The sequence below is a fragment of the Bacillus subtilis subsp. subtilis str. 168 genome, from assembly GCF_000009045.1.
Classification (GTDB): Bacteria; Bacillota; Bacilli; order Bacillales; family Bacillaceae; genus Bacillus; species Bacillus subtilis.
The window spans coordinates 476,508-500,124 of record NC_000964.3; the positions used below are offsets into that span (position 1 = coordinate 476,508).

At 46.0% G+C, this 23,617-nt stretch carries 22 protein-coding genes and 1 other RNA gene; 16 read left to right on the forward strand and 7 right to left on the reverse strand.

Going from position 1 to position 23,617, the window contains the following annotated elements; genetic code table 11:
• The first annotated feature begins 50 nt into the window (after window positions 1-50).
• From topB to poxB, 10 genes are all read left to right on the forward strand, one after another.
• On the forward strand, window positions 51-2,234 hold the full coding sequence (topB, locus tag BSU_04260) for a DNA topoisomerase III (protein ID NP_388307.1): 2,184 nt from the start codon (window positions 51-53) through the stop codon (window positions 2,232-2,234).
• A 202-nt stretch (window positions 2,235-2,436) separates the two neighbouring features.
• The gene (gene epsJ, locus BSU_04270; RefSeq protein ID NP_388308.1) at window positions 2,437-3,525 is read left to right on the forward strand and encodes a glycosyl hydrolase lipoprotein; all 1,089 of its coding nucleotides are present in this window, start codon (window positions 2,437-2,439) and stop codon (window positions 3,523-3,525) included.
• Window positions 3,506-4,357 carry a cyclic-di-GMP receptor gene (gene epsK, locus BSU_04280; RefSeq protein NP_388309.1) on the forward strand — a complete coding sequence of 284 codons (852 nt, stop codon included), beginning with the start codon at window positions 3,506-3,508 and terminating at the stop codon, window positions 4,355-4,357. The genes epsJ and epsK overlap by 20 nt, the downstream gene beginning before the upstream one ends.
• A gap of 10 nt (window positions 4,358-4,367) precedes the next feature.
• Window positions 4,368-6,077 (forward strand): hypothetical protein, encoded by a 1,710-nt coding sequence (ydaL, locus tag BSU_04290; protein NP_388310.1) that lies wholly within the window; start codon window positions 4,368-4,370, stop codon window positions 6,075-6,077.
• The gene (gene ydaM / locus BSU_04300) at window positions 6,070-7,332 is read left to right on the forward strand and encodes a putative glycosyltransferase associated to biofilm formation (RefSeq protein NP_388311.1); all 1,263 of its coding nucleotides are present in this window, start codon (window positions 6,070-6,072) and stop codon (window positions 7,330-7,332) included. Before ydaL ends, ydaM begins: the two co-directional genes overlap by 8 nt.
• Before the next feature lie 5 nt (window positions 7,333-7,337).
• Window positions 7,338-9,449, forward strand: coding sequence for a putative regulator of exopolysaccharide synthesis (gene ydaN / locus BSU_04310; protein NP_388312.1), 2,112 nt, complete (start codon window positions 7,338-7,340; stop codon window positions 9,447-9,449).
• A gap of 135 nt (window positions 9,450-9,584) precedes the next feature.
• Window positions 9,585-9,728: ATP-, cyclic di-AMP-sensing riboswitch (swaO, locus tag BSU_misc_RNA_7), an RNA gene on the forward strand.
• A gap of 196 nt (window positions 9,729-9,924) precedes the next feature.
• Window positions 9,925-11,748 (forward strand): cyclic di-AMP controlled transporter of potassium, encoded by a 1,824-nt coding sequence (kimA, locus tag BSU_04320; RefSeq protein NP_388313.1) that lies wholly within the window; start codon window positions 9,925-9,927, stop codon window positions 11,746-11,748.
• A gap of 58 nt (window positions 11,749-11,806) precedes the next feature.
• Window positions 11,807-12,256: a putative NTP pyrophosphohydrolase gene (nudT, locus tag BSU_04330; RefSeq protein NP_388314.1), complete on the forward strand. Its 450-nt coding sequence runs from the start codon at window positions 11,807-11,809 to the stop codon at window positions 12,254-12,256.
• Between the two features lie 66 nt (window positions 12,257-12,322).
• Complete coding sequence (poxB, locus tag BSU_04340; RefSeq protein ID NP_388315.1) at window positions 12,323-14,047, forward strand: acetyl-phosphate generating pyruvate oxidase; 1,725 nt, start codon at window positions 12,323-12,325, stop codon at window positions 14,045-14,047.
• On the opposite strand, the gene BSU_04345 is transcribed toward poxB, so the two are convergent.
• The 5 genes from BSU_04345 to ydaT form a co-directional block, all read right to left on the reverse strand.
• Window positions 14,039-14,242, reverse strand: a complete 204-nt coding sequence (locus BSU_04345; protein ID YP_009513943.1) for a hypothetical protein — start codon at window positions 14,240-14,242, stop codon at window positions 14,039-14,041. The genes poxB and BSU_04345 overlap by 9 nt on opposite strands.
• A gap of 27 nt (window positions 14,243-14,269) precedes the next feature.
• A complete protein-coding gene (gene ydzK / locus BSU_04359; protein ID YP_003097680.1) occupies window positions 14,270-14,536 on the reverse strand; it encodes a hypothetical protein in 267 nt (88 codons plus the stop codon).
• Between the two features lie 103 nt (window positions 14,537-14,639).
• Window positions 14,640-15,917: a proton-coupled manganese transporter gene (gene mntH, locus BSU_04360; RefSeq protein NP_388317.1), complete on the reverse strand. Its 1,278-nt coding sequence runs from the start codon at window positions 15,915-15,917 to the stop codon at window positions 14,640-14,642.
• 229 nt (window positions 15,918-16,146) lie between these two features.
• The gene (ydaS, locus tag BSU_04370) at window positions 16,147-16,404 is read right to left on the reverse strand and encodes a hypothetical protein (RefSeq protein ID NP_388318.1); all 258 of its coding nucleotides are present in this window, start codon (window positions 16,402-16,404) and stop codon (window positions 16,147-16,149) included.
• 77 nt (window positions 16,405-16,481) lie between these two features.
• Window positions 16,482-16,934: a hypothetical protein gene (ydaT, locus tag BSU_04380; RefSeq protein NP_388319.1), complete on the reverse strand. Its 453-nt coding sequence runs from the start codon at window positions 16,932-16,934 to the stop codon at window positions 16,482-16,484.
• 117 nt (window positions 16,935-17,051) lie between these two features.
• Here ydaT and ydbA point away from each other — a divergent pair, with 117 nt between their 5' ends.
• The 4 genes from ydbA (at window position 17,052) to ydbC (ending at window position 19,196) form a co-directional block, all read left to right on the forward strand.
• Window positions 17,052-17,870: a hypothetical protein gene (gene ydbA / locus BSU_04390; protein ID NP_388320.1), complete on the forward strand. Its 819-nt coding sequence runs from the start codon at window positions 17,052-17,054 to the stop codon at window positions 17,868-17,870.
• Between the two features lie 128 nt (window positions 17,871-17,998).
• Complete coding sequence (gene gsiB / locus BSU_04400; protein ID NP_388321.1) at window positions 17,999-18,370, forward strand: general stress protein glucose starvation induced; 372 nt, start codon at window positions 17,999-18,001, stop codon at window positions 18,368-18,370.
• A gap of 131 nt (window positions 18,371-18,501) precedes the next feature.
• On the forward strand, window positions 18,502-18,843 hold the full coding sequence (gene ydbB, locus BSU_04410; protein ID NP_388322.1) for a putative enzyme; cupin family: 342 nt from the start codon (window positions 18,502-18,504) through the stop codon (window positions 18,841-18,843).
• A complete protein-coding gene (gene ydbC, locus BSU_04420; protein NP_388323.1) occupies window positions 18,837-19,196 on the forward strand; it encodes a hypothetical protein in 360 nt (119 codons plus the stop codon). Before ydbB ends, ydbC begins: the two co-directional genes overlap by 7 nt.
• A gap of 36 nt (window positions 19,197-19,232) precedes the next feature.
• Here ydbC and ydbD read toward each other — a convergent pair whose 3' ends face one another.
• Entirely contained in the window at window positions 19,233-20,054 is an 822-nt protein-coding gene (gene ydbD, locus BSU_04430; protein ID NP_388324.1) for a putative manganese-containing catalase, read from the reverse strand.
• An 84-nt stretch (window positions 20,055-20,138) separates the two neighbouring features.
• The gene (gene dctB, locus BSU_04440; protein ID NP_388325.1) at window positions 20,139-21,191 is read right to left on the reverse strand and encodes a membrane bound C4-dicarboxylate binding sensor protein; all 1,053 of its coding nucleotides are present in this window, start codon (window positions 21,189-21,191) and stop codon (window positions 20,139-20,141) included.
• A 69-nt stretch (window positions 21,192-21,260) separates the two neighbouring features.
• Between dctB and dctS the strand changes: the two genes are divergently transcribed.
• Window positions 21,261-22,868: a two-component sensor histidine kinase gene (gene dctS, locus BSU_04450; RefSeq protein ID NP_388326.1), complete on the forward strand. Its 1,608-nt coding sequence runs from the start codon at window positions 21,261-21,263 to the stop codon at window positions 22,866-22,868.
• Window positions 22,858-23,538 carry a two-component response regulator gene (gene dctR / locus BSU_04460; RefSeq protein ID NP_388327.1) on the forward strand — a complete coding sequence of 227 codons (681 nt, stop codon included), beginning with the start codon at window positions 22,858-22,860 and terminating at the stop codon, window positions 23,536-23,538. The genes dctS and dctR overlap by 11 nt, the downstream gene beginning before the upstream one ends.
• The last annotated feature ends 79 nt before the right edge of the window (window positions 23,539-23,617 follow it).

A 23,617-nucleotide genomic window follows, 5' to 3' on the forward strand; every position in this document is an offset into this window, starting at 1 on the left:
AGTCTGTTATAATAACAGGATGAGCGTGAAAGAAAGAGAAGTGATCAAGCATGTCAAAAACAGTTGTATTAGCTGAAAAACCTTCAGTCGGCCGGGATTTAGCCCGGGTACTGAAGTGCCATAAAAAAGGAAACGGTTATCTCGAAGGCGATCAATATATTGTGACTTGGGCTTTAGGCCATTTGGTGACGCTTGCTGATCCGGAAGGCTACGGAAAAGAATTTCAATCATGGCGCCTAGAGGATCTGCCGATTATCCCAGAACCCTTGAAGCTTGTGGTGATAAAAAAAACCGGAAAGCAGTTCAATGCAGTCAAATCCCAGCTTACCCGTAAAGACGTCAATCAGATTGTCATCGCGACTGACGCAGGCCGGGAAGGTGAGCTTGTTGCGCGCTGGATCATTGAGAAAGCGAATGTCCGAAAACCAATCAAGCGGCTGTGGATTTCATCTGTGACGGATAAAGCGATCAAGGAAGGTTTTCAAAAGCTGCGCAGCGGCAAAGAATATGAAAACCTGTACCATTCTGCCGTCGCCAGAGCGGAAGCGGATTGGATTGTGGGGATCAACGCCACCCGTGCACTTACCACAAAATTCAATGCCCAGCTCTCATGCGGGCGTGTGCAGACTCCGACGCTTGCCATGATTGCAAAGCGCGAGGCAGACATTCAGGCGTTTACGCCCGTTCCGTATTACGGCATACGTGCTGCAGTCGACGGCATGACGCTGACGTGGCAGGATAAGAAATCAAAGCAGACGAGAACGTTCAATCAAGATGTAACAAGCCGTTTGCTAAAAAATCTCCAAGGAAAGCAAGCGGTCGTAGCTGAGCTGAAAAAAACAGCGAAAAAAAGCTTTGCGCCTGCGCTTTATGATTTAACGGAGCTCCAGCGTGACGCCCACAAGCGCTTCGGTTTTTCTGCCAAAGAAACGCTTTCTGTCCTGCAGAAGCTATATGAGCAGCATAAGCTCGTCACATATCCGCGGACGGACTCTAGATTTTTATCCAGTGACATCGTCCCGACGTTAAAAGACCGTCTGGAAGGCATGGAAGTAAAACCGTATGCCCAATATGTCAGCCAAATTAAAAAACGCGGCATTAAATCTCATAAAGGATATGTCAATGACGCGAAGGTGTCAGACCACCACGCGATTATCCCGACCGAAGAGCCGCTCGTTCTCAGCAGTCTGAGTGATAAAGAACGAAAGCTGTATGACCTGATTGCGAAACGTTTCCTGGCTGTATTAATGCCTGCATTCGAATATGAGGAAACAAAGGTCATCGCAGAAATCGGCGGAGAAACCTTTACGGCGAAAGGCAAAACCGTGCAGTCGCAAGGGTGGAAAGCCGTTTATGATATGGCGGAAGAGGATGATGAGCAGGAGGATGACAGAGATCAGACACTTCCTGCGCTTCAAAAAGGCGACACACTTGCCGTCCGCACGTTAACGGAAACAAGCGGCCAAACGAAGCCGCCTGCCCGCTTTAATGAAGGGACCTTGCTGTCAGCGATGGAAAACCCAAGCGCGTTTATGCAGGGAGAAGAAAAAGGCCTCGTCAAAACGCTTGGAGAAACAGGCGGCCTCGGCACGGTGGCAACGCGTGCCGACATTATTGAAAAACTGTTCAACAGCTTTTTAATCGAGAAAAAAGGCCAAGATATTTTTATCACATCTAAAGGAAAACAGCTCCTGCAGCTTGTTCCGGAGGATCTGAAATCACCGGCCTTAACAGCAGAATGGGAGCAAAAGCTGTCTGCGATCGCGGCCGGCAAATTGAAATCGGCTGTTTTTATTAAAGATATGAAGGCTTACGCTCACCAAACGGTAAAAGAAATCAAAAACAGCAGCCAAACCTTCCGACATGACAACATTACGGGAACGGCATGTCCGGAATGCGGCAAAATGATGCTGAAAGTAAACGGCAAACGCGGGACGATGCTCGTGTGCCAAGATCGTGAATGCGGAAGCAGAAAAACGATTGCCCGAAAAACAAACGCACGCTGCCCAAATTGCCATAAAAGAATGGAGCTTCGCGGCCAAGGCGAGGGCCAAACCTTTGCGTGTGTGTGCGGTCACCGTGAAAAGCTCTCTGTATTTGAAAAACGAAAAAACAAAGACAAAGCGCGTGCTACCAAACGGGACGTATCCTCTTATATGAAAAAACAAAATAAAGATGAGCCGATTAACAACGCGCTGGCAGAACAGCTGAAAAAACTCGGTTTGGATAAATAATAAAAAAACCTGTGCCTATCGCACAGGTTTTTTATTGGACTTAGGTCCTGTTTTCTTAATGTTCAAAAAGGGAAAAAAAAGCTAGCAATCTGCATTTTTTTTCTTTTATAGTAAATGTACTTTGTAACATGGCAGTCATATTTTCGTCTATAACTATTTGTGAGCGTCTGATTTGCTTCAGGCGACAAAGGGGGATTTGCCTGTGAGGCATGTACTAATTGCTGTCATCTTATTCTTCTTATCTATCGGACTTTCCGCAGGGTGTGCTGAAGCTGGAAACAAGACCCAAAATCAGTCGGCGACAGAAGTGAATGCCAGCCCGCTCCAGCCGGCGGAATATTTCATCTATCACAATTTAATGAATGACAAAGGGCTGATCAAAACCGATTTTTCAGACCAGCCTTCTTACTTGTCGGAATCTCTCGGACTGTGGATGGAGTTTCTGCTCAGCAAAAATGACGCACCACATTTCCAGGATCAATATCAGCATCTGACTGATTCATTTCTGATGAGCAATCACTTGGTGACGTGGAAGATTCAAAATGGCCAAGCGAGCGGGACGAATGCGCTGATAGATGATATGAGAATTATGCTGTCTCTTGACCAAGCCGCCGCAAAATGGGGCCGCAGCGACTACGCGCAAACGGCTAGGGATATCGGCACGTCTTTGAAGACATACAATATGAACAACGGGTTTTTTACAGACTTTTACGACTCACAGGCCGCTTCAAAGGATGTGACGCTTTCATACGTCATGCCTGATGCCTTAGCTGTCTTAAAGAAGAATGGAATCATAGACGAAGAAACAGAACAGCGGAATGCCAATGTTCTCTATTCAGCTCCTTTAAAAAATGGCTTTCTGCCGAAGACATACAGCTCGGAGACGAAGGAATACACATATGATAGTGAAATCAACCTGATTGATCAGCTTTACGCTGCTTGGCATTTGCCGGAAGGGGATGAAAAAGCATCTGTTTTAGCGGACTGGATCAAGCAGGAATTTCAGAAAAACGGAAAGCTGTACGGGCGGTATTCGGCATATACGAAGGAGCCTGCCGTCCAATATGAGTCTCCATCCGTATATGCCTTAGCCGTATTGTTTTTGACAAAACAGCATGAAAACAGTTCTGTCATCAAAGCCATATATGATAGAATGAATGACTTTGAAATTCATGATCCGGTGAAATCGTATTATGGAGGCTATATGAGCGGCACTCAGACGCATTCATTTGACAATCTGCTGCCGCTGTTAGCCGAAAGGAAGCTTTTTAATGAAAATATCATTCAGTGAATCACAAAAATTATTTGCTTATTTTTCAGGGCTCATCGCGGCCCTGTCTTTGTTTATTTATTATGTGTCAGCCCAGCAATCAGAAGGTGCTCTGATCCTTTGCATCACATTTGGCGTCATCGCCGCAGGCATCTGGTTCGGCCCGATTTACGCGCTGGCAGTGACCTTAATCGTACTCTTTGTTCTCGGCACCTTAATGATGTTTTTCCAGACTGGACAGACATCGCTCTTTCCGGCTGAGGAAGGGCTGCGAATGCTTGTCGTGTGGGGAATCGCGCTTTTGCTGTTTTCTTTTATTTCTGGAAGAATCCACGATATTACAGCAGAGCTTCGGCGCTCAATGACACGGCTTCAATCCGAAATTAAAAGCTATGTTGCTGTTGACAGAGTGACTGGTTTTGATAACAAGCAAAGGATGAAGCTGGAACTTTCAGAAGAAATCAAGCGGGCGGAGCGCTACGGCAATTCTTTTGTGTTTTTGCTGCTCCATATGCATTATTTCAAAGAGTTTAAGTCTTTGTACGGTGAAAAAGAAACGGACCGCCTCTTCCAATATGTCGGTCAGCAAATCAGGACAAGCGTTCGGGAAACGGATAAGAAATTCCGTCCCTCTGACGAGCGTATCGGGATCGTGCTGACGCACACGCCTGCTGAACATATGCCGGCCGTTCTGACTAAGCTGAAGAAACAATTGGATACATATCAGCTGGAAAATGGAAAGTATGTGTCGCTTACGTTCCACGTTTGCTATTTGCCCTACCGCAACGATATCCAAACAGCTGATCAATTTTTAGAAGAACTGGAAAACGAGATGATGATGAATGAACTATAAAGGAATCACATTGCTATGCGTCATGATGCTTCTATTTTCAGCTATTGCGTCTTTTCCCGTTTCTGCGCAAGCGAAAGATCAGGATGCCGGCATTCTCATCATCTACTCAACCTTGGACGGCAAAGAGTCGTCACAAGTCAAAATGCTCGATTTGCTTGCGGGCCACTTTACATCCCATGTGACAGTCAAAAAAGATTCAGACGTTGAAGCGTCGGATTTCAAAGGGAAAGACCATGTGATTTATTACGGCCAAACGAAAAGAAAGCTCAGCCAAAAATTGCTGTCTCTTATCAGCGGCGTGAAAAAACCGGTTGTCGCCATTGGCTATAACGCAGGCCAAATCAGCCAATTTTCTGGGCTTTCATTAGCCCGCAAAGAAAATGTGTTTCAGGTTCACAGCAGGTCAGAAAAGGCCGATGTGTCTCTGGAAAGCGGGCTTAACGTGCTGAGTGTATCAGGCCTGAAAGGAACGGCGCTTTACACCTTCAAAGCGGATGAAGGCACAACGCATTCTTTTATATGGAAAACAAAAAAAGGGAATGTGTACATTGGATTAACAAATTTGTTAAATGACAATTTGATCGTGGCGAAACAGCTCAGAGAAGCTTTCGGAGAGAAGGCGGGGACGACGTTATTGTATTTGCGTCTCGAGGATATCAGCCCGATGTCTGATGAAAAACTGCTGCTTCAAGCCGGTACATACCTGCATAAGCGGCATATTCCTTTTATCCTGGCGGTCATTCCGGTTTACTTGAATCCGGAAACAGGCGACAAAGTGTATTTGTCTAATCAACCGAAGATGGTCAAGGTGCTGAAGAAGCTGCAAAGCATGGGCGGCAGTATCATAGTTCACGGCTATACTCACGCTTATCGCTACAGTGAAACAGGAGAGGGATTTGAATTTTGGGATGCAAAGGCGGATCAGCCGATTACATCCGGAAATGCCGAAGACCCCCCGTCCATTTTGGAGAAAGAACAGGACTTCCCGAACGAACAAGCCTATCACAGCTATCTTGAACCATTTCGGGAAAAGGAAGAAACGTATACAAAACAAAAACTGACGCGTGCCATTGAGGATTTGACATCATCGGGTCTTTACCCGCTGGCGTTTGAAGCGCCGCATTACACGATGTCCGAATATGGCTATCAAATCGCCTCGCAGTATTTTACAAGCATTTTCGGCCAGGTCCAGCTCAGCAGCACAACATGGAAAACATCCGGTGCACCTCCGTTTGTGACTGCTCCTTCGATGCTGCACGGAATGACGCTTTATCCGGAAACGATCGGCTTTGTCGACACATCGAAGCAAAACCCGCTCGGTGAGATGGAGGAGCATATCTCCCAGATGATTGATTTTGAAGGCGGAGTAGCCGGAGGATTTTATCACCCGTACCTTGGGATGAAATATCTGCCTGAGCTGGTTGATCAGATGGAACGCATTCCAGACAGTGAATGGCTTGATTTAAAGAAAACGAAACAAACCGTCAAAACAGACAAAGTGGAAATTCATACAAGCGGTGACGGAACGATTCAGGTGAAAAACGGCGTAAGCCCCATTTACGAGTTTTTCGATCATCACCGGCAAACCCCTCTGGAAAAGGCGTTATGGATTCTCTCCGCTGTTGTGCTCTTATTTGTCATCATGTTTGTCAGTTATACGTTTTACTTGAGAGCCACATTGAAAAAACGAATTTTTAAGGAGAGAAGAAGCCTTGGGTAATACGCTGTTCTTTATCTCGCTAAGTTTAATATGGGTTATGCTTCTCTACCACATGTTCCTCATGCAGGGCGGGTTTCGCCACTATATGACCTTCGAACGGAATATCCCGAAGTGGAGAGAAAATATGAAGGAACTGCCGAAGGTCAGCGTCCTCATCCCGGCGCATAACGAAGAGGTTGTGATTCGGCAGACGCTGAAGGCCATGGTCAACCTTTATTATCCGAAGGACCGGCTGGAGATTATCGTCGTTAATGATAATTCATCAGACCGGACGGGTGATATCGTCAATGAATTTTCCGAGAAATACGATTTCATCAAAATGGTGATTACGAAGCCGCCAAATGCAGGAAAAGGAAAATCCTCTGCACTTAACTCGGGTTTTGCCGAATCGAACGGCGATGTGATCTGTGTGTATGACGCCGACAACACGCCTGAGAAAATGGCCGTGTATTACCTCGTGCTCGGCCTGATGAATGACGAAAAGGCAGGCGCCGTGGTAGGGAAATTCCGCGTCATCAATGCGGCAAAGACGCTGCTGACGAGGTTTATTAATATCGAAACGATCTGTTTTCAGTGGATGGCCCAGGGAGGCAGATGGAAGTGGTTCAAAATCGCCACGATCCCAGGCACCAACTTCGCGATCCGCAGAAGCATTATCGAAAAGCTCGGAGGCTGGGATGACAAAGCGCTCGCTGAGGATACTGAGCTGACCATCCGGGTATATAATCTCGGCTATCACATCCGCTTTTTCCCTGCCGCCATCACGTGGGAGCAGGAACCGGAAACATGGAAGGTATGGTGGCGCCAGCGCACCCGATGGGCGCGCGGCAATCAATATGTCGTGCTCAAATTTTTGGCGCAGTTTTTTAAGCTGAAACGAAAACGGATTATCTTTGATTTGTTTTATTTTTTCTTTACGTACTTCCTGTTTTTCTTTGGCGTGATCATGTCAAATGCGATTTTTGTAGTGAATTTGTTTTATGATTTGCATTTGTCTGTTGGATTTTTGGCAATGATTCTCTGGATTTTGGCGTTTTTCTTATTTATGACAGAGGTCATGATTACGTTGAGCATTGAAAAAACAGAAATGAACAAGCAAAACTTTTTTATCGTATTTCTCATGTACTTCACATACTCGCAGGCATGGATTGTGCTTGTTATCTACTCTTTATTCGTAGAAATCAAGCACCGTTTATTCAAGCAAGAGGTCAAATGGTACAAGACAGAACGATACAATCAACATAAAAGCGGGTGACCTTTTTGAAACAAATAATGATTTTTCTCACAAGCTTCATGCTGCTGGCGATGACTGGACAAACGGCTCTTGCCAAAGACGTACAGGTCAGCGGTTCGCTCCTTGGGAAAAGCAGCCAAGAACAAGCCAAACAGCAGGTGCTGACAAGCGAGCTGATTACACTGTATGGATCAAAAGACAGCGCAGAGCTGACGTATCAGATCCCGGCAGGCGCCTCTTCGGGCAATCAGCAATTGGTAATCGAATACGAGGCATCAAATCTTTTAATTTCTCCATCATCGTTAACGGTTGTCATTGATGATGAACCGGTCAAGACGTTAAAGCTTGATGGTGATTCCAAACGGAAAACAGTGAAGCTGAATCTGAATAAAAGCCAGTCTGCGCAAGGCTATCACAACGTATCGCTGAAATTCTACGGCGTAATGAAAGAGGGCGTGTGCGTCAGACAGGATACATCAGGCAACTGGATCAAAATTTATCCGGACAGCCGGCTGACACTTGCTGACAGCAGTGAAGCGAAGGGAACGTCGCTGGACCATTATCCGTATCCTTTCGCCCAATCTGGAAATACAGCGGAAGAAACAGCTATCGTCATTCCGGATAACCCAAGTTCAGCAGAAATAGAAGCTGCTGTTAAAACAGAAGGCTATTTGAAAACGGTGGACAGCAGTGTCAGTATTGCGTATGTCACGGAATCTGAACTGAAAAAAATCGATAAGCCGACGATTGTTATCGGCGTGGACAAGCATTGGAACGGCAAAGTGAAAAAACTGTTGAAACAAGCCGGGCTACAGGCAAAAGGAGAAAACCTTCTGCTTGCGGAGCGGGTGCTGAAAGCAGAGGGCAAACAGCAGCCGGTTCTGTTTGCGCAAGCGGCGTCCGAGGACGCGCTCACAAAAAAAATCAGCGTGATGACAGATCAGACATATACAGGCCAGCTCAGCGGCGATACACTTTCAATCAGCAAGCTTCAGCAGACTGAAAAAAAAGAAAGCGATAAGCTGACCCTTGAGAATTTTGGAGCGGGTGATATCACAATTGGAGCCGACAAAACATCTTCAGCACATTATTTTTATCCGGCTTCGGCTGTTTTAGATGAAAACCAATCGGCGAAGCTGTCGCTTAAACTGAAAAAGTCTGAAACGATTCAAGCCTCAACGGCTGAAAACGAGTCAGCCTCTCAGGCTGCAGAACTGAAAGTGATGATCAACGGCCAGCCGCACTCGGTCCGGCTTGATGAATTAGGAAAAGAAGATAAAAACGGATTCTATCATGTCACAGTGAAAGTGGACCCTAAGCTGCTGCAAAAAAACCGCTACATTGATATTCAGTTCGTCACGACCGGTTTAAAGGAAAACAACCCTTGTAACACCACTGATGAAGAAAAGTGGGTTTTTATCGATAAAAACAGTACATTATCATACGCCATCAAAGGCATGTCCCCGTCAGCGGATTTTCAAGAGTGGCCGCTGCCTTACGCCGGAAACCAGGATCAAACAACGTTAATCGTGCTTCCTGACACCGTAAGCCAATCGAAGCTAGAGGAGCTTTCTCTCGTAACAGAATCCTTTGGCAACGAAGCACAGCATTCATATACGGTAAAGAAATCATCTGACGTTACAGCAAATGATGCGAAAGGACGAAACCTCATTTTCATAGGAGGGATCAATCAATTTTCTCTTCTGAAGGAGAAATCATCAGATCTGCTTGTGCCGCAGGAAAAGAACGGCTCGTTTGATGTATCTAGTTTCGAGATGCTGAATGAGACGACAAAACAAGTGGTATTTACCCAAGCATCGGTTTGGGATTCACGCTATACAATGGCTGTCTTTGCACCGTCAAAAGGAGATGGCACGGCTGTCACAAAAGAGATCATCAGTTATCTGAACAGCAACGATGAGTCGGCAACCGTCCTTAATGAAACAAACAGCCAGCAGGTGTTTACAAACCACCAGCAGCTCAAATCGGAAACAAACAGTTCCGATGCAGAACAACCAACACAGGATCATAGCCAGAAATGGATGTATATTGGTGTGCTGGCACTCATTATGGTGGTTGCGGCAGTGTTCATTTGGATTGCCGTAAGACGCAAAAAAAGAAAGACAGATACAGAATAAAACAGAGGCGATTTTAGCCTCTGTTTTTTTATTTTTGGTAAGTAAATTCCATTTGTGGAACCTGTCATTTTATTTTTTTCTCTCAGCCAATAAGCCTCTTTACAACGTGCGGGAACGGGAGTATGATCTCTTTTAGAAAACAAATCGCTTAATCTGAAATCAGAGCGGGGGACCCAATAGAACGGCTTTTTGCCGTTGGGGTGAATCCTTTTTAGGTAGGGCTAACTCTCATATGCCCGAATCCGTCAGCTAACCTCGTAAGCGTTCGTGAGAGGAGATGAATGAAACCTGTGTTCGATGTTATGGCACAGGGGCATCCGTTTGCCTCTGTGTTTTTTGTTGTTCATTTTTGAATGCAAATCGCATACAGAGACATCATAGCAGAAAGGACTATCATCAACATGTGAGAGCAAGACACTGATGGATGTTTTATTGTTTTAATTGAAAAATGAGAAATTAAAAGGGGAAGACATCGATGTATCATTCAATCAAACGTTTTTTGATTGGGAAACCACTAAAATCCCAAGCAGCTGGAGAGCAAAAACTGACGAAATTAAAAGCCTTGGCTATGCTTTCCTCAGATGCGCTGTCATCTGTCGCATATGGGACAGAACAAATTCTAATCATTTTGGCAACAATCAGTGCAGCCGCATTTTGGTACTCCATTCCGATTGCGGTTGGCGTTCTCATCTTGCTGCTCGCACTGATTCTTTCATACAGGCAAATTATTTACGCTTATCCGCAGGGCGGCGGGGCGTATATCGTTTCTAAAGAAAATCTCGGTGAAAAACCGGGATTGATTGCGGGCGGTTCATTGCTTGTTGATTATATTTTAACAGTAGCGGTAAGTATTTCCGCAGGCACGGATGCCATCACGTCAGCCTTTCCTGCATTGCATGATTATCATGTGCCGATCGCTATTTTTCTCGTGTTAGTGATTATGATTTTGAACCTGCGCGGGCTTTCGGAATCAGCATCCATACTTGCCTACCCGGTTTATCTGTTTGTGGTGGCGCTTTTGGTTCTCATTGCAGTCGGGTTGTTTAAACTTATGACAGGACAAATAGACCAGCCAGCCCATCATACATCGCTCGGCACACCTGTAGCCGGCATTACGCTATTTTTGCTGCTTAAGGCTTTTTCCTCCGGATGCTCAGCGTTGACCGGGGTTGAGGCCATTTCTAATGCGATTCCTGCATTCAAAAACCCGCCTGCGCGAAACGCGGCAAGAACGCTTGCGATGATGGGGATTTTGCTGGCGATTCTGTTTTCCGGCATCACGGTTCTCGCGTACGGGTATGGTACGGCGCCGAAACCTGATGAAACAGTGGTTTCACAAATTGCGTCCGAAACCTTTGGGCGGAATGTGTTCTACTATGTCATCCAAGGTGTCACATCGCTTATTTTGGTTCTTGCGGCAAATACGGGATTCTCAGCCTTCCCGCAGCTTGCCTTCAACCTGGCGAGAGACCAGTATATGCCGCGAATGTTTACAGTCAGGGGCGACCGCTTAGGCTTCTCAAATGGGATTATCTTTTTAGGCTTTGCCTCCATTGTTCTCATTATCTTATTCGGGGGACAGACGGAGCACTTAATCCCGTTATATGCTGTGGGCGTATTTATTCCATTTACGCTTTCACAAACCGGCATGTGCATGAAATGGATCAAGCAAAAACCAAAAGGCTGGATCGGAAAAATGCTGATCAACTCCTGCGGCGCTCTGATATCATTTATGGTTCTATCCATTCTGTTTGTGACGAAGTTTAATGTCGTATGGCCTGTGTTAATCTTTATGCCTATCGTCGTTTTGCTGTTTTTTGCGATTAAAAATCACTATACTGCGGTTGGTGAACAGCTTCGCATCGTAGACAAAGAGCCGGAAGAAATCAAAGGCACCGTTGTGATTGTGCCTGTGGCCGGTGTCACCACCGTCGTGCAAAAATCGATTCACTATGCGAAATCACTGTCCGATCAGGTGATCGCCGTTCACGTGTCATTTGACAGAGAACAGGAAAAGAAATTCGAAAAACGTTGGGAAGAGCTTAATAACGGAGTGCGTCTCGTGACGCTTCACTCCTCTTACAGAAGCCTTGTCCATCCGTTTGATAAGTTTTTGGAAACAGTTGAGGCAAAAGCGAAGAAGGAGCAGTTTTCCGTTATGGTGCTGTTTCCGCAATTTATAACGAAAAAACGCTGGCACACCATCCTTCACAACCAATCGGCCTTCCTCCTCAGAGTCCGGCTGTTCTGGAAAAAGGACATAATGGTTGCCACACTGCCGTATCATTTTAAAAAGTAAAGCTCTAGGACCAAGGGAATCACCTTGGTCCTTTTTAGCGGGAAAAGGAGGTATGGGGGTGTATACACAAGGTGCTTTTGTGATCGTATTGAACGAAAGTCAGCAAATTCTGCTGGTGAAACGAAAAGATGTCCCTCTATGGGATTTGCCGGGCGGCAGGGTTGATCCCGGGGAATCGGCTGAGGAAGCGGCAGTGCGGGAGATATTGGAAGAAACGGGATACAATGCAGCGCTTTCTGCGAAAATAGGTGTTTACCAAAGGCCAAAGTTTCAAGATGAACAGCATCTGTTTTTCGGAAGCATTACAGGCGGACAAGCAATGGCTGACGGCACAGAGACAGCGGGATTAAAGTGGGTTTCCCCGGGGCGTTTGCCGCTTTTTATGGTGCCGAATCGAAAAAGGCAGATCAATGATTTCAAGAACGGCGCTCAAGATGTAAATGTCACCGTCAAGGATAGCGGGTTGCTCGCGGCGATCGACCTGTTGAAAAGAAGACTGGGCAAGTGATTCAGGTCTCCGGGTTTTAAAGCCTTTCTCCTGTGGTATTGAAAAAAGGAAAAAGGAGGATACGTTATGGCACACAAAACTGCAGGACAAGCAATGACAGAGCTGCTTGAGCAATGGGGAGTTGATCATGTATACGGCATCCCCGGAGACAGTATAAATGAGTTTATCGAAGAATTAAGACACGAAAGAAATCAACTGAAGTTCATTCAAACCCGCCACGAAGAGGTAGCGGCACTGGCAGCCGCGGCTGAAGCAAAACTCACCGGCAAGATCGGAGTCTGTCTGTCAATCGCAGGGCCGGGAGCGGTGCACTTATTAAATGGTTTATATGATGCTAAAGCCGACGGCGCCCCTGTGCTGGCGATTGCAGGACAGGTTTCTTCTGGCGAAGTCGGACGGGACTATTTCCAGGAGATTAAGCTGGAGCAAATGTTTGAGGACGTGGCCGTGTTCAACAGAGAGGTACATAGCGCGGAATCACTTCCGGATCTCTTAAATCAGGCGATCAGGACCGCCTACAGCAAAAAAGGCGTTGCGGTATTGAGCGTGTCAGATGATTTGTTTGCGGAGAAAATCAAACGGGAGCCCGTGTATACTTCACCGGTGTATATTGAAGGGAACCTAGAACCGAAAAAAGAACAGCTCGTCACCTGCGCCCAATATATTAATAACGCTAAGAAACCGATTATCCTGGCAGGGCAGGGAATGAAAAAGGCGAAACGGGAGCTCTTAGAATTTGCGGACAAAGCCGCCGCTCCGATCGTTGTTACACTCCCGGCAAAGGGTGTTGTTCCCGATAAGCACCCACATTTTCTCGGCAACCTCGGTCAGATCGGAACAAAGCCGGCTTACGAGGCAATGGAGGAATGTGATTTATTAATCATGCTCGGAACGTCATTCCCGTACCGTGATTATTTGCCTGATGACACGCCGGCGATACAGCTCGATTCAGACCCGGCAAAAATCGGAAAACGGTATCCGGTGACAGCGGGCCTTGTCTGTGATTCGGCTCTCGGTTTGCGCGAATTGACAGAGTATATTGAACGCAAGGAAGACAGAAGATTCCTGAATGCCTGCACAGAACATATGCAGCATTGGTGGAACGAAATTGAAAAAGATGAGACAGAGGCAACAACACCGCTTAAACCTCAGCAGGTCGTGGCCCGTCTTCAGGAAGCGGCAGCCGATGATGCGGTGCTCTCTGTAGATGTCGGCACTGTGACAGTCTGGATGGCGCGTCATTTCAAAATGAACGCGAATCAGGATTTCATCGTTTCCAGCTGGCTTGCGACAATGGGCTGCGGCCTGCCGGGAGCGATTGCAGCGAGCTTGTCCGAACCGGAACGCCAGGCGATCGCCGTCTGCGGTGACGGGGGATTTTCCATGGTCATGCAGGACCTTCCGACCGCCGTTAAATATAAGCTCCCGATCACAGTCGTTATTTTAAACAACGAAAATCTCGGCATGATTGAGTACGAGCAGCAGGTCAAAGGCAATATCGACTATGTCACAAAACTTCAAAATGTCGACTATGCCGCATTTGCAGAAAGCTGCGGAGCAAAGGGCATCAAAGTGACCAAAGCGGAAGAGCTTGCGCCGGCTTTTCATGAGGCGCTGCACTCTGACCAACCGGTCGTAGTGGATGTCATGATTGGAAACGAACCGCCGCTTCCTGGCAAAATCACCTACGGGCAGGCGAAAGGCTTTAGCAAGTACATGCTGAAAAACTTCTTCGAAAACCAAAAATTTGAAATGCCGTCACTGAAGAAAAGTTTGAAACGGTTATTTTAAAAAAACAGGGGCCCTAAGAGCCCTTGTTTTTTTTTTTTTTTTTGGAAACAAATGTATTTTCAGCATGTTTGAATTCATAAAATGATCGGTATATGTATTAGGAACTGATTTCGCCATACTCGAAACAGACAAAAGGACAAATGCATCTTGTTTCAAAGGAAGATGCATTTGTCCTTGCATGCTTATTCTTATCAAATCTTACAGAACTCTTCTCATAATAGGTTATTTTTCTTTTTTCTTCAGCCCGAAGAAGAAAGGAAAAGCAGAACCGACCAAGAAGGTGCCGAATAAAAACATGCCGCCGATAAACACGTGGAAATTTGTGTGTCCGGCCGTAAACGCCGTGATTAGGGAAATGATACTGAGCACGATCATGGCAATGCCGGGCGCGACTCTCATTTTTCCCTTGGATTTATGGGCAGCAACAGAACATAAAATGCCGATAACAATAGGAACAATCCACAAATAAAACAGAATAAATACTGACATCATCAAAACTCCGATTTTTCTTCTATCATAACAAATTTCTGTCAAAAAGGGTATCAATGAGCTTTTGCGGAAAAATAAAAACCGGCTTTAGAAGCCGGTTTTTTTATCGAAACGTATCTACAATTAAAAACACATTCAAAGCAACGATCAATACAGCAATCAGCCAAGACACCACTGTGATCCATTTGGCGTTGATCAGAGATCCCATGATCCGTTTATTGCTTGTAAACATAATAAGCGGAATGAGGGCAAAGGCGATCCCGAAGGACAGCACGACCTGGCTCAGTACGAGAGCGGTCGTCGGATTAACACCTGACGCGATGATCAAGATCGGCGGAATGATCGTGATAAAACGCCGTACATACAGCGGAATGCGGTAGTTGATAAATCCTTGCATAATCACGTCGCCTGAAAGTGTGCCGACAGACGAACTGGATAGACCGGCAACGAGCAGCCCGATCCCGAACAAAGCCGCAGACATAGGGCTGACAAGATGTCCGAATTGCTGAAATGCGACGTCGAGATCCTCAACAAACAGGCCGTTTTTGAAGAATAATGCGGCAGCCACAATCAGCATACTTGCATTAATAGCCCCTGCAATCAGCATCGCTATTAAAATATCAATAAATTCAAACCTAAAGATTTTTTTCCGTTCTGCATCAGTTTTGCCAACCACCCGCCGCTGTGTAAGGGCAGAGTGTAAATAAATGGCGTGCGGCATAACAGTTGCGCCAAGAATACCCGCTGCAAGAAGCACACTGTCGGTGCCATGAAACGCCGGGACAAAAAGGCCCTTCATCACTGACACGGCATCAGGCTTTGCGAAAAAGGTCTGCAACGCAAAGGCGATCACGACCACAAACAGCATACCGGCAATACCTGCTTCAAGTGAGCGATAACCACGGCGCTGAAGCTCCAATATCGCGAAAGAACCGATCGCCGCAATAATAGACGCTTCAAGCATCGGAATGCCGAACAGCAAATACAGTCCCAGAGCCGCTCCGATAAATTCCGCCAGATCAGTTGCGATAATGACCAACTCGCCCTGAATCCATAATCCGATCGAGACAGGCTTCGGGAATTCTTCACGGGCAACCTCAGGCAGATTTTTGCCTGTCGCAATACCGAGTTTGGCGGATAGGGATTGAATTAAAAGCGCCATGATATTGGAAAATAAGATCACCCATAAGAGCATATATCCGTATTTAGAACCCGCCGAAATATTCGTTGCGAAGTTGCCGGGATCAATATAGGCAATGGCTGCTATAAATGCAGGGCCGAGAAAAGGGAGCAGCCCTCTGAATCCTCTGATTTTCCCGTCAAGCGCATCTTGGACGGCTTTGGAACGGGGAGATTGTGCTGTGATGTCCTTGTTCATCATGTCTCACCTGAATTCTGTTTGTTTTTGCCGTACAACAAAGAGTTTCCTTAAGGCAAATTATTTTATCTACATCATATGACCATCCCGGTTTCTTGTCAACCGAAAATGTTCAAAATACACTTCTGAATTTTTCCCTGTTATGTAACATGATATGTAGGGATTCGTGATAAGGTCCCATATAAAAAGACATCGTTTCATTTCGAAACGATGCCTCCTGTATCTAATGAGTCTAGGCTTCCTTCCGCAGCCCGCGGAATATAAGGCCCAGCAAGAACACGAAGATGGCTGCCCCGATGATGGCCGGGAAAATAGCAAAGCCGGCGAGGCTCGGTCCCCATGTGCCAAGAAGTCCGTGCCCAATCCAAGCGCCGATCAGCCCGGCAATCATAGAGCCGAAAATTCCTCCCGGCAGCCGGTTTCCTACAATGGCGCTCCCAATTAATCCGATAACAATTGCAACAACTAATGAAACCAAAAAGCTAAGCATCATGATCACCTCTCATAAATGATTTACCAATCAATAACCGCTCCTGATCATTTCGAAACACTTGAAAGCATATTCCTTTATGATCCTGTTTTAATCTTTCTCTGCACACTGCCGTCAGCTAAATGAACAATGACCTCAGTGCCTTTATGCGCCGCGATTTCCTTTGCCCGTTCAATCGCTTCTTTCTTTGTATCCTTGATTTCAGACACACGTTTGGCGCCCTCGGCTTTGACTGCCCAGCCTTTTTTATGCTTAATAACATGCTCTGCTTTATTCATGAGCTCGGGGCCGCTGCCGCTGCTTGGATCAGCATCGCGTTCTGTCTCATCATCATGCGTCAGGAAATCATCAATTTCATCTGTAGAGGCGTTTTCCGCCCATTCCTTCGCTTTGCTTGTCGCAATTGGAATCGCGCGCCCTTCCTCATAGCCTTCATCAATCATCGCATTCGCAATGTCTATCGCCTTTTTTCTCACCGGCTTCTCAAGATTTTTTAATGAAGCAGGATAATCCTTCATCGACCAAGGCATGTCTATCACTCCTTTTCCTTTTATAAAAATGGTACCCGCAGGTGAAAAATAAAAACGCATCCGAAAAAATGAAGGTATACTATATAGTAGAAAAAACGGAAGGGAAGTGCGGGTTGGGTGCCAACAGAACGAAAAGAAGACTTACATCAGCAATTAAAAGAGATAGAGAAATGGGAAAAAGATCAGCAAAAAGTCTGGTTTTGGGAAAAGCTCAGCCGTCTCCCGTTTCAACTCCTGGACAAGCTGACACCAGAATTCATCCAGAAAAAGATCGGCAAGCTCTTGGATGAGGTCGGCAGCTTTGTTCAAACAGGCGGACAGTACCTGACATCTGAAAAACAGATTATCAGGATGTTTCAAAAGAAACTGCCGGAGGAGATCTTTGAATCGCTGGAGGACATCCGGAAAGCGCCTCTTCCTGTCATGGATGAAATTGCGGAAGGAATGGGCAAAAACAGAACCAACGCAGCAACCGTTCAAGGCGCGACAACCGGTGTGGGCGGCGTGTTTACGCTGGCGGCAGACATTCCGGCAGTGCTTGGCTTATCACTAAAAACATTACAGGATATCGCAGTCGCATACGGCTATGACCCAAAGGAGAAAAAAGAACGAGTCTTCATTGTGAAATGCCTGCAGCTTACGTCGGCTGATGTTGTCGGCAAAAGATCGATTTTGCAGGAATTAAAACACTACGATCAAGACCGTACATATAAGAATGTCGCTTCTCAAATCCAAGGCTGGCGAGAAGTCGTTTTGGGCTATCGAGACACGTTTGGCTGGAAAAAACTTTTCCAGATAGTGCCGGTTGCCGGAATGGTTTTTGGCGCCGCTGCCAATCGCTCAACATTAAACGACATTACCGAGACAGGCATGATGCTGTACAAAAAGAGGCGCATTCTTGAACGACTGAAAGAAACAGAACGAGAGATGGAATAGCAGAAAGCAGACGGACACCGCGATCCGCCTGCTTTTTTTAGTGGAAACATACCCAATGTGTTTTGTTTGTTTAAAAGAATTGTGAGCGGGAATACAACAACCAACACCAATTAAAGGAGGAATTCAAAATGGCAGACAATAACAAAATGAGCAGAGAAGAAGCAGGTAGAAAAGGCGGAGAAACAACAAGCAAGAACCATGACAAAGAATTCTATCAAGAGATTGGTCAAAAAGGCGGAGAAGCCACTAGCAAAAACCATGACAAAGAATTCTATCAGGAAATCGGCGAAAAAGGCGGAGAAGCCACTAGCAAGAACCATGACAAAGAGTTCTATCAAGAAATCGGTGAAAAAGGCGGAGAAGCCACTAGCGAAAATCATGACAAAGAATTCTATCAAGAAATCGGCCGAAAAGGCGGAGAGGCAACAAGCAAAAATCATGATAAAGAATTCTACCAAGAAATTGGCTCAAAAGGCGGAAACGCCCGCAACAACGACTAATCAAAAGCATAAAGGCAGACAACCTGTAAATAAAAAAGCGATCCGGCACATCAGCTGGATCGCTTTTTTTTGGAATCTTCTCAATTTATGCCGCTATTGAGATACAATAAGTGAAAAAGGGGTTTTCGCTAATGTCCAAGATGCAAAACTTGCTCGCCATCGCAAATGAAGTCAAAGAAAAGCACGCCAATTTTTCAATCTCAGAGGTCAACGACCACTGCGTGCGCCTTGCGGTGTTTACGGGAGAATATGACTGGCACCATCACCCTGACTCAGACGAATTGTTTATTGTTCTTGAAGGGGAGCTGCTGATCGATTTTAAGGACAAAGAAACCGCGGTGCTCAAAGCAAATGACAGCCTGCTGATCCCTAAAGGCACGGTTCACCGCACACGCTCTTACGTCAGAACGGTAAATCTCTGTGTGGAGCATAAACAAGCCGAAACCGTCATCATAGAGGAGCAGCCATGCTAATCAAAAAGATGATATGTGAAGTAGATGCTGCAAACGCTGAAGCATTTGCAAAAGCGCAGTCACAGTGGGAAGCGTTATCGCATATAAGCGGCTTTATCAAACAGGCCGGCGGCTGGCGAAAAACGATAGACGAGCCGCTCACCGCAGAAATCATCAGTGTATGGGAAAACAGAGAAGCCTATGATCATTTTATGGAGAACGAACATGACAGCATATACGAGGAAAACGATCAGAAGGCTGTAATTCTTTCGATAGAGGTGACGGTGTACGAAGAGGATAAACCGTTCGTTCACGATCTGTTACATAACCCCGATATCCGGTACGAACCAAACTGGACGGTTCTGAAGGCATAATCAAAGCCCAAAACATCATGTTTTGGGCTTGTCTCTTTACTCGCGTCCCGGAAGTGTATTATGAACAAAAGGCGGTGCTGGTTTTAACTCCGGTTTTTCTCCAAACGTTTTTGCTTCTTTCACATATTCAAAGGCTTCTCCGTCCGGCGCTTTTTCATTCAGCCAGTTTTGCTCGGCGCTTACTTCGCCTTCAGAGAAATTGATAAGCTGATGTGAGAACTCTTGTTTTTCGAGCGCTTTCGGGAATGTACCCGGCACAACCGGACCTTCCTGTGCTTCTAATTCTTTAATGGCGGCGAGCCATTGGTTCTGGTGCATCGTGTCACGCGCCAGCAGGAAGCTGAGCATATCTTTGACGCCTTTGTCATCCGTCATTTCAAACAGGCGTGCGACCTGCAGACGGCCCTGAGATTCCGCATTCAGGTTGGCGCGGAAGTCTGCCAGCAGGTTTCCGCTTGCTACGATATAACCGCCGCTCCAAGGTACGCCTGTACTGCTTTCCGGCATGGCGCCAAGTCCTGATACAATCGCATGGTGAGGGTTCATGCCGCCTAGGATGGAGCCGATGACCGGATCTTCAGCAGCTTTTTCCTGCTGATCAAGAGGGGCATCCTCAAGAAGTCTGGCAATCATCGTTGCGATCATTTCAACATGCCCGAGCTCCTCAGTTGCCGTATCCATCAGCAAGTCCTTGTATTTTTCATTTCCTCTTGTGTTCCAGCCTTGAAATAAGTACTGCATGGCAACTGAAATTTCTCCGAATTGCCCGCCTAAAATTTCTTGCATTTTTTTAGCGAATAATGGATCTGGACGATCTGGTTTAGCAGGATGCTGCAGCATTTTTGTGTGCTTAAACATGTACCCATCTCCTTTTTCGTTTATCTCTTTTTATATTTCCGATCGATAGAAAGATAAACGAAAAACAGCGTATCGAGATGGGAACTATGAATCTTTTCGCAGCTCCAACAGTTCCCGGATCAGCTCCCGGCCAAAGATGGGCTCATACTGCCGGTAAACAGGGTCAAGACGCTTCATCCATTCTTGTTTCTCTTTATCTGACAGCTCATAAATATGTATAGCAGAATTCTTTTTGATTTCTTCCAGCTGCTCCTTGTTCATTTGTTCGGCATACGTTTCATTCCACTCCGTTGTCTCCTTCATCGCTTCAGTCAAAATGCGTCTTGTTTCTGGTGTTTGCGCCTTCCAGAAGTGTTCATCAGTCATGACAGCGTAGCCGAGATAACCGTGGCTGCTTATTGTCAAATAGTCCTGAACATTATAAAATTTTTTAGAATAGATGTTTGAAATTGTATTTTCTTCGCCATCGACTACATTGTTTTCTAACAGCTGAAAGGTAGAATTGAAGGATTCCTGATGAGGTGTTGCGCCAAGCAGCTTGAACTGATCCTCAATCACATCGCTTTGCATAATGCGCAGATCCTGCCCTTTTAAGTCATCCGGTGTTTTGACCGGCCCTTGATTTGTTGTGATTTGCTTAAAGCCGTTCGTCCAATAGGCCAATCCTTTCAATTGGTTTTTCTTTAGAGAATCAAACAGCTGTGTGCCGATGCTTCCGTTCAGCCCTTTTTTGACGGCGTTGTAATCTGTAAATGCATACGGCAGATCCAGCACTCCCCATTCAGGCGAGAGCATGCCGAGCTTCGATGTGGAGGGGGCGATAAATTGAACATCGCCGTTTTGCAATGCTTCAATTTCTTCAATGTCCGAGTACAGGCTTCCATTCGGAAATACTTCTATTTTTATTTTTCCGCCTGATTTTTCGTTCACCAGATCAGCGAATTTATTGGCGGCCAGCCCTTTTGGCGTATTTTCAGCAACCACGTGGCTGAATTTAAACACGATTTGATCCTGCAGGCCTTCCTGGTCGTCATCATAAACAATCTTTTTATTGCCGGTATGATCATGGAATCCGATAAATAAAGCGGTTGCAATTCCAGCGATCATCAGTGCGAGACATGCAAGCAAACTCTTCATGAAAAGCCCTCCCCTATGTTAAGGATAATGGGGGCTATGACATTCGTAAAGACCTGAAAGGAGAAGCTGATGAACAAAAAGAAGCTCTCAATCCGTTGGAAAATCACGATCTTATCCTATATACTCGTCATTTTCTCCTTTTTGATCGGCGGCATTGTGCTCATCGGCAACATTCAGCATACAGAGGAGCGGGAGCTGAAAAAGCGGCTGATGAATACGGCCCGGACGGTGTCAGAGATGACAGAAGTGAAAGAAGCCTTGGCGCGAAAAAAACAAACAGAAGCGGTTCGCCATGCGGTTGAAGAAATCAGGATGATTAATGAAGCAGACTATATTGTCGTCATGGATATGAATCACATCCGATATACGCATCCTGTCAGCACAAGCATTGGCAAGAAATCAGAAGGTGCAGACGAGGAGGCAGCTTTTGCGGAGCACATTTATTTCTCTGAAGCAAAGGGCGAGATCGGCACGGCGGTTCGCGCTTTTTATCCGGTAAAGGATCAAGACCTGAACCAAATAGGCGTGGTGCTTGTCGGAAAAACGCTGCCGGGGATCGCTGACATCCTGCTTCATTTAAAGCGTGATATCGCCTTCATCGTTGTGCTGACACTCGGCTTTGGCCTTGCTGGTTCCTTTTTGCTGGCCCGCCATATCAAAAAACAAATGTTTCAGCTTGAACCCCATGAGATTGTCCGAATGTATGAAGAACGGACAGCGACGTTTCACTCGATGAATGAAGGGGTGATCGCTATTGACAATCGTCTCGTCATTACGATCTTCAATGAAAAAGCGAAACAGATCTTTGAAGTGCAGGGGGATCTAATCGGCAAGGTGATTTGGGAGGTTCTCAAGGATTCGCGCCTGCCCGAAATCGTGGAGCGGAACAAAGCGGTTTATAATGAAGAAATTCGTGTCAGCGGTAAGGTGATCATGAGCAGCAGAATTCCGATCGTCATGAAGAAAAAAGTGATCGGCGCCGTTGCGATTTTTCAGGACAGAACGGAAGCGGCCAAGATGGCAGAGGAATTGACTGGTGTCAGAAACTTTGTGGAGGCGCTCCGTGTCCAAAACCATGAGCATATGAATAAGCTGCACACGATCGCCGGTCTCATCCAGCTGGGGAAATCTGAAAAAGCCTTGCAGCTTGCATTCCAGGCGTCAACTGAGCAGGAAAATGTGACTGAATTTCTGCACCGCTCGATTCAAAATGACGCTGCGGCAGGCCTTCTATTAAGTAAAATCAGAAGGGGAAGAGAGCTCGGCATTGCTGTTCATATAGATGAAAACAGCAGTCTTCAGCAATTTCCCGAGCATGTTGATCAGCATGATATTGTCGTGCTTTTGGGGAATCTGATTGAAAATGCCTTCGGCTCATTTGAAACCGTTCAATCTGAAGACAAACGAATTGACATTAGTATCGAACAAACAGATGATATCCTTGCTATTTTAATAGAAGATAACGGCTGCGGAATTGAACCGACACATATGCCTCGCCTTTATGACAAAGGTTTTACGGTCAATAAAACTGGCGGCACAGGCTATGGCCTGTATCTAGTGAAACAAATCATAGACAAAGGATCGGGCACGATAGAAGTTGATTCACATGCGGGGCAGGGGACATCTTTTTCTATCGTTTTTCCAATGAAGGGGGAGGAAGCACAGCATGGCTCGTAAAGAATGGAAGGTTCTGCTCATTGAAGACGATCCGATGGTTCAAGAGGTCAATAAGGATTTCATTACAACTGTTAAAGGCGTTACTGTCTGTGCAACGGCAGGAAACGGAGAGGAAGGCATGAAGCTGATTAAAGAAGAACAGCCAGATCTCGTCATTCTCGATGTGTACATGCCGAAAAAAGACGGCATCAAGACCTTGCAGGAGATCAGAAAGCAAAAGCTTGAAGTGGATGTCATTGTCGTCTCCGCTGCAAAAGACAAGGAAACGATCTCACTCATGCTGCAAAACGGGGCGGTTGACTATATCTTAAAGCCGTTTAAGCTTGAGCGAATGAGACAGGCACTCGAAAAGTACAAGCAATATAAACAAAAAATCGAAGCGAATGATACGCTGTCCCAGGAACAGCTCGATGCGATCCTGAATATTCCGCAGCAGGCCGTACAGGATCTGCCGAAAGGGTTGAATCACTTCACGATGAATGAAGTCACTGCTTTTTTGAAACAGCAAACCGCATCCCTTTCTGCTGAAGAGGTTGCCAAGGCGCTCGGCATCGCCAGAGTGACAGCCAGACGATATCTTGATTACTTAGAAAAAACCGGGATCATCAAATTGGACGTTCAATACGGCGGAGTCGGCCGGCCGGTCAACCGCTACGTGTTAAAAGGATAAACCTGAGACCAAAAAGACCAAAATGTCCGTTATGATCATAAACTTCCCCAGACTGTATGAAAACGCTATCATTCTAGTA

Bases quoted from the DNA above. Each gene is read 5' to 3' on its own strand.
- topB (NP_388307.1), top strand. From the start codon at position 51: ATGTCAAAAACAGTTGTATTAGCTGAAAAACCTTCAGTCGGCCGGGAT.
- epsK (NP_388309.1), top strand. From the start codon at position 3,506: ATGAAAATATCATTCAGTGAATCACAAAAATTATTTGCTTATTTTTCA.
- kimA (NP_388313.1), top strand. From the start codon at position 9,925: ATGTATCATTCAATCAAACGTTTTTTGATTGGGAAACCACTAAAATCC.
- poxB (NP_388315.1), top strand. From the start codon at position 12,323: ATGGCACACAAAACTGCAGGACAAGCAATGACAGAGCTGCTTGAGCAA.
- ydzK (YP_003097680.1), bottom strand. From the start codon at position 14,536: ATGTCAGTATTTATTCTGTTTTATTTGTGGATTGTTCCTATTGTTATC.
- mntH (NP_388317.1), bottom strand. From the start codon at position 15,917: ATGATGAACAAGGACATCACAGCACAATCTCCCCGTTCCAAAGCCGTC.
- ydaS (NP_388318.1), bottom strand. From the start codon at position 16,404: ATGCTTAGCTTTTTGGTTTCATTAGTTGTTGCAATTGTTATCGGATTA.
- ydaT (NP_388319.1), bottom strand. From the start codon at position 16,934: ATGCCTTGGTCGATGAAGGATTATCCTGCTTCATTAAAAAATCTTGAG.
- gsiB (NP_388321.1), top strand. From the start codon at position 17,999: ATGGCAGACAATAACAAAATGAGCAGAGAAGAAGCAGGTAGAAAAGGC.
- ydbB (NP_388322.1), top strand. From the start codon at position 18,502: ATGTCCAAGATGCAAAACTTGCTCGCCATCGCAAATGAAGTCAAAGAA.
- ydbC (NP_388323.1), top strand. From the start codon at position 18,837: ATGCTAATCAAAAAGATGATATGTGAAGTAGATGCTGCAAACGCTGAA.
- ydbD (NP_388324.1), bottom strand. From the start codon at position 20,054: ATGTTTAAGCACACAAAAATGCTGCAGCATCCTGCTAAACCAGATCGT.
- dctB (NP_388325.1), bottom strand. From the start codon at position 21,191: ATGAAGAGTTTGCTTGCATGTCTCGCACTGATGATCGCTGGAATTGCA.
- dctS (NP_388326.1), top strand. From the start codon at position 21,261: ATGAACAAAAAGAAGCTCTCAATCCGTTGGAAAATCACGATCTTATCC.
- dctR (NP_388327.1), top strand. From the start codon at position 22,858: ATGGCTCGTAAAGAATGGAAGGTTCTGCTCATTGAAGACGATCCGATG.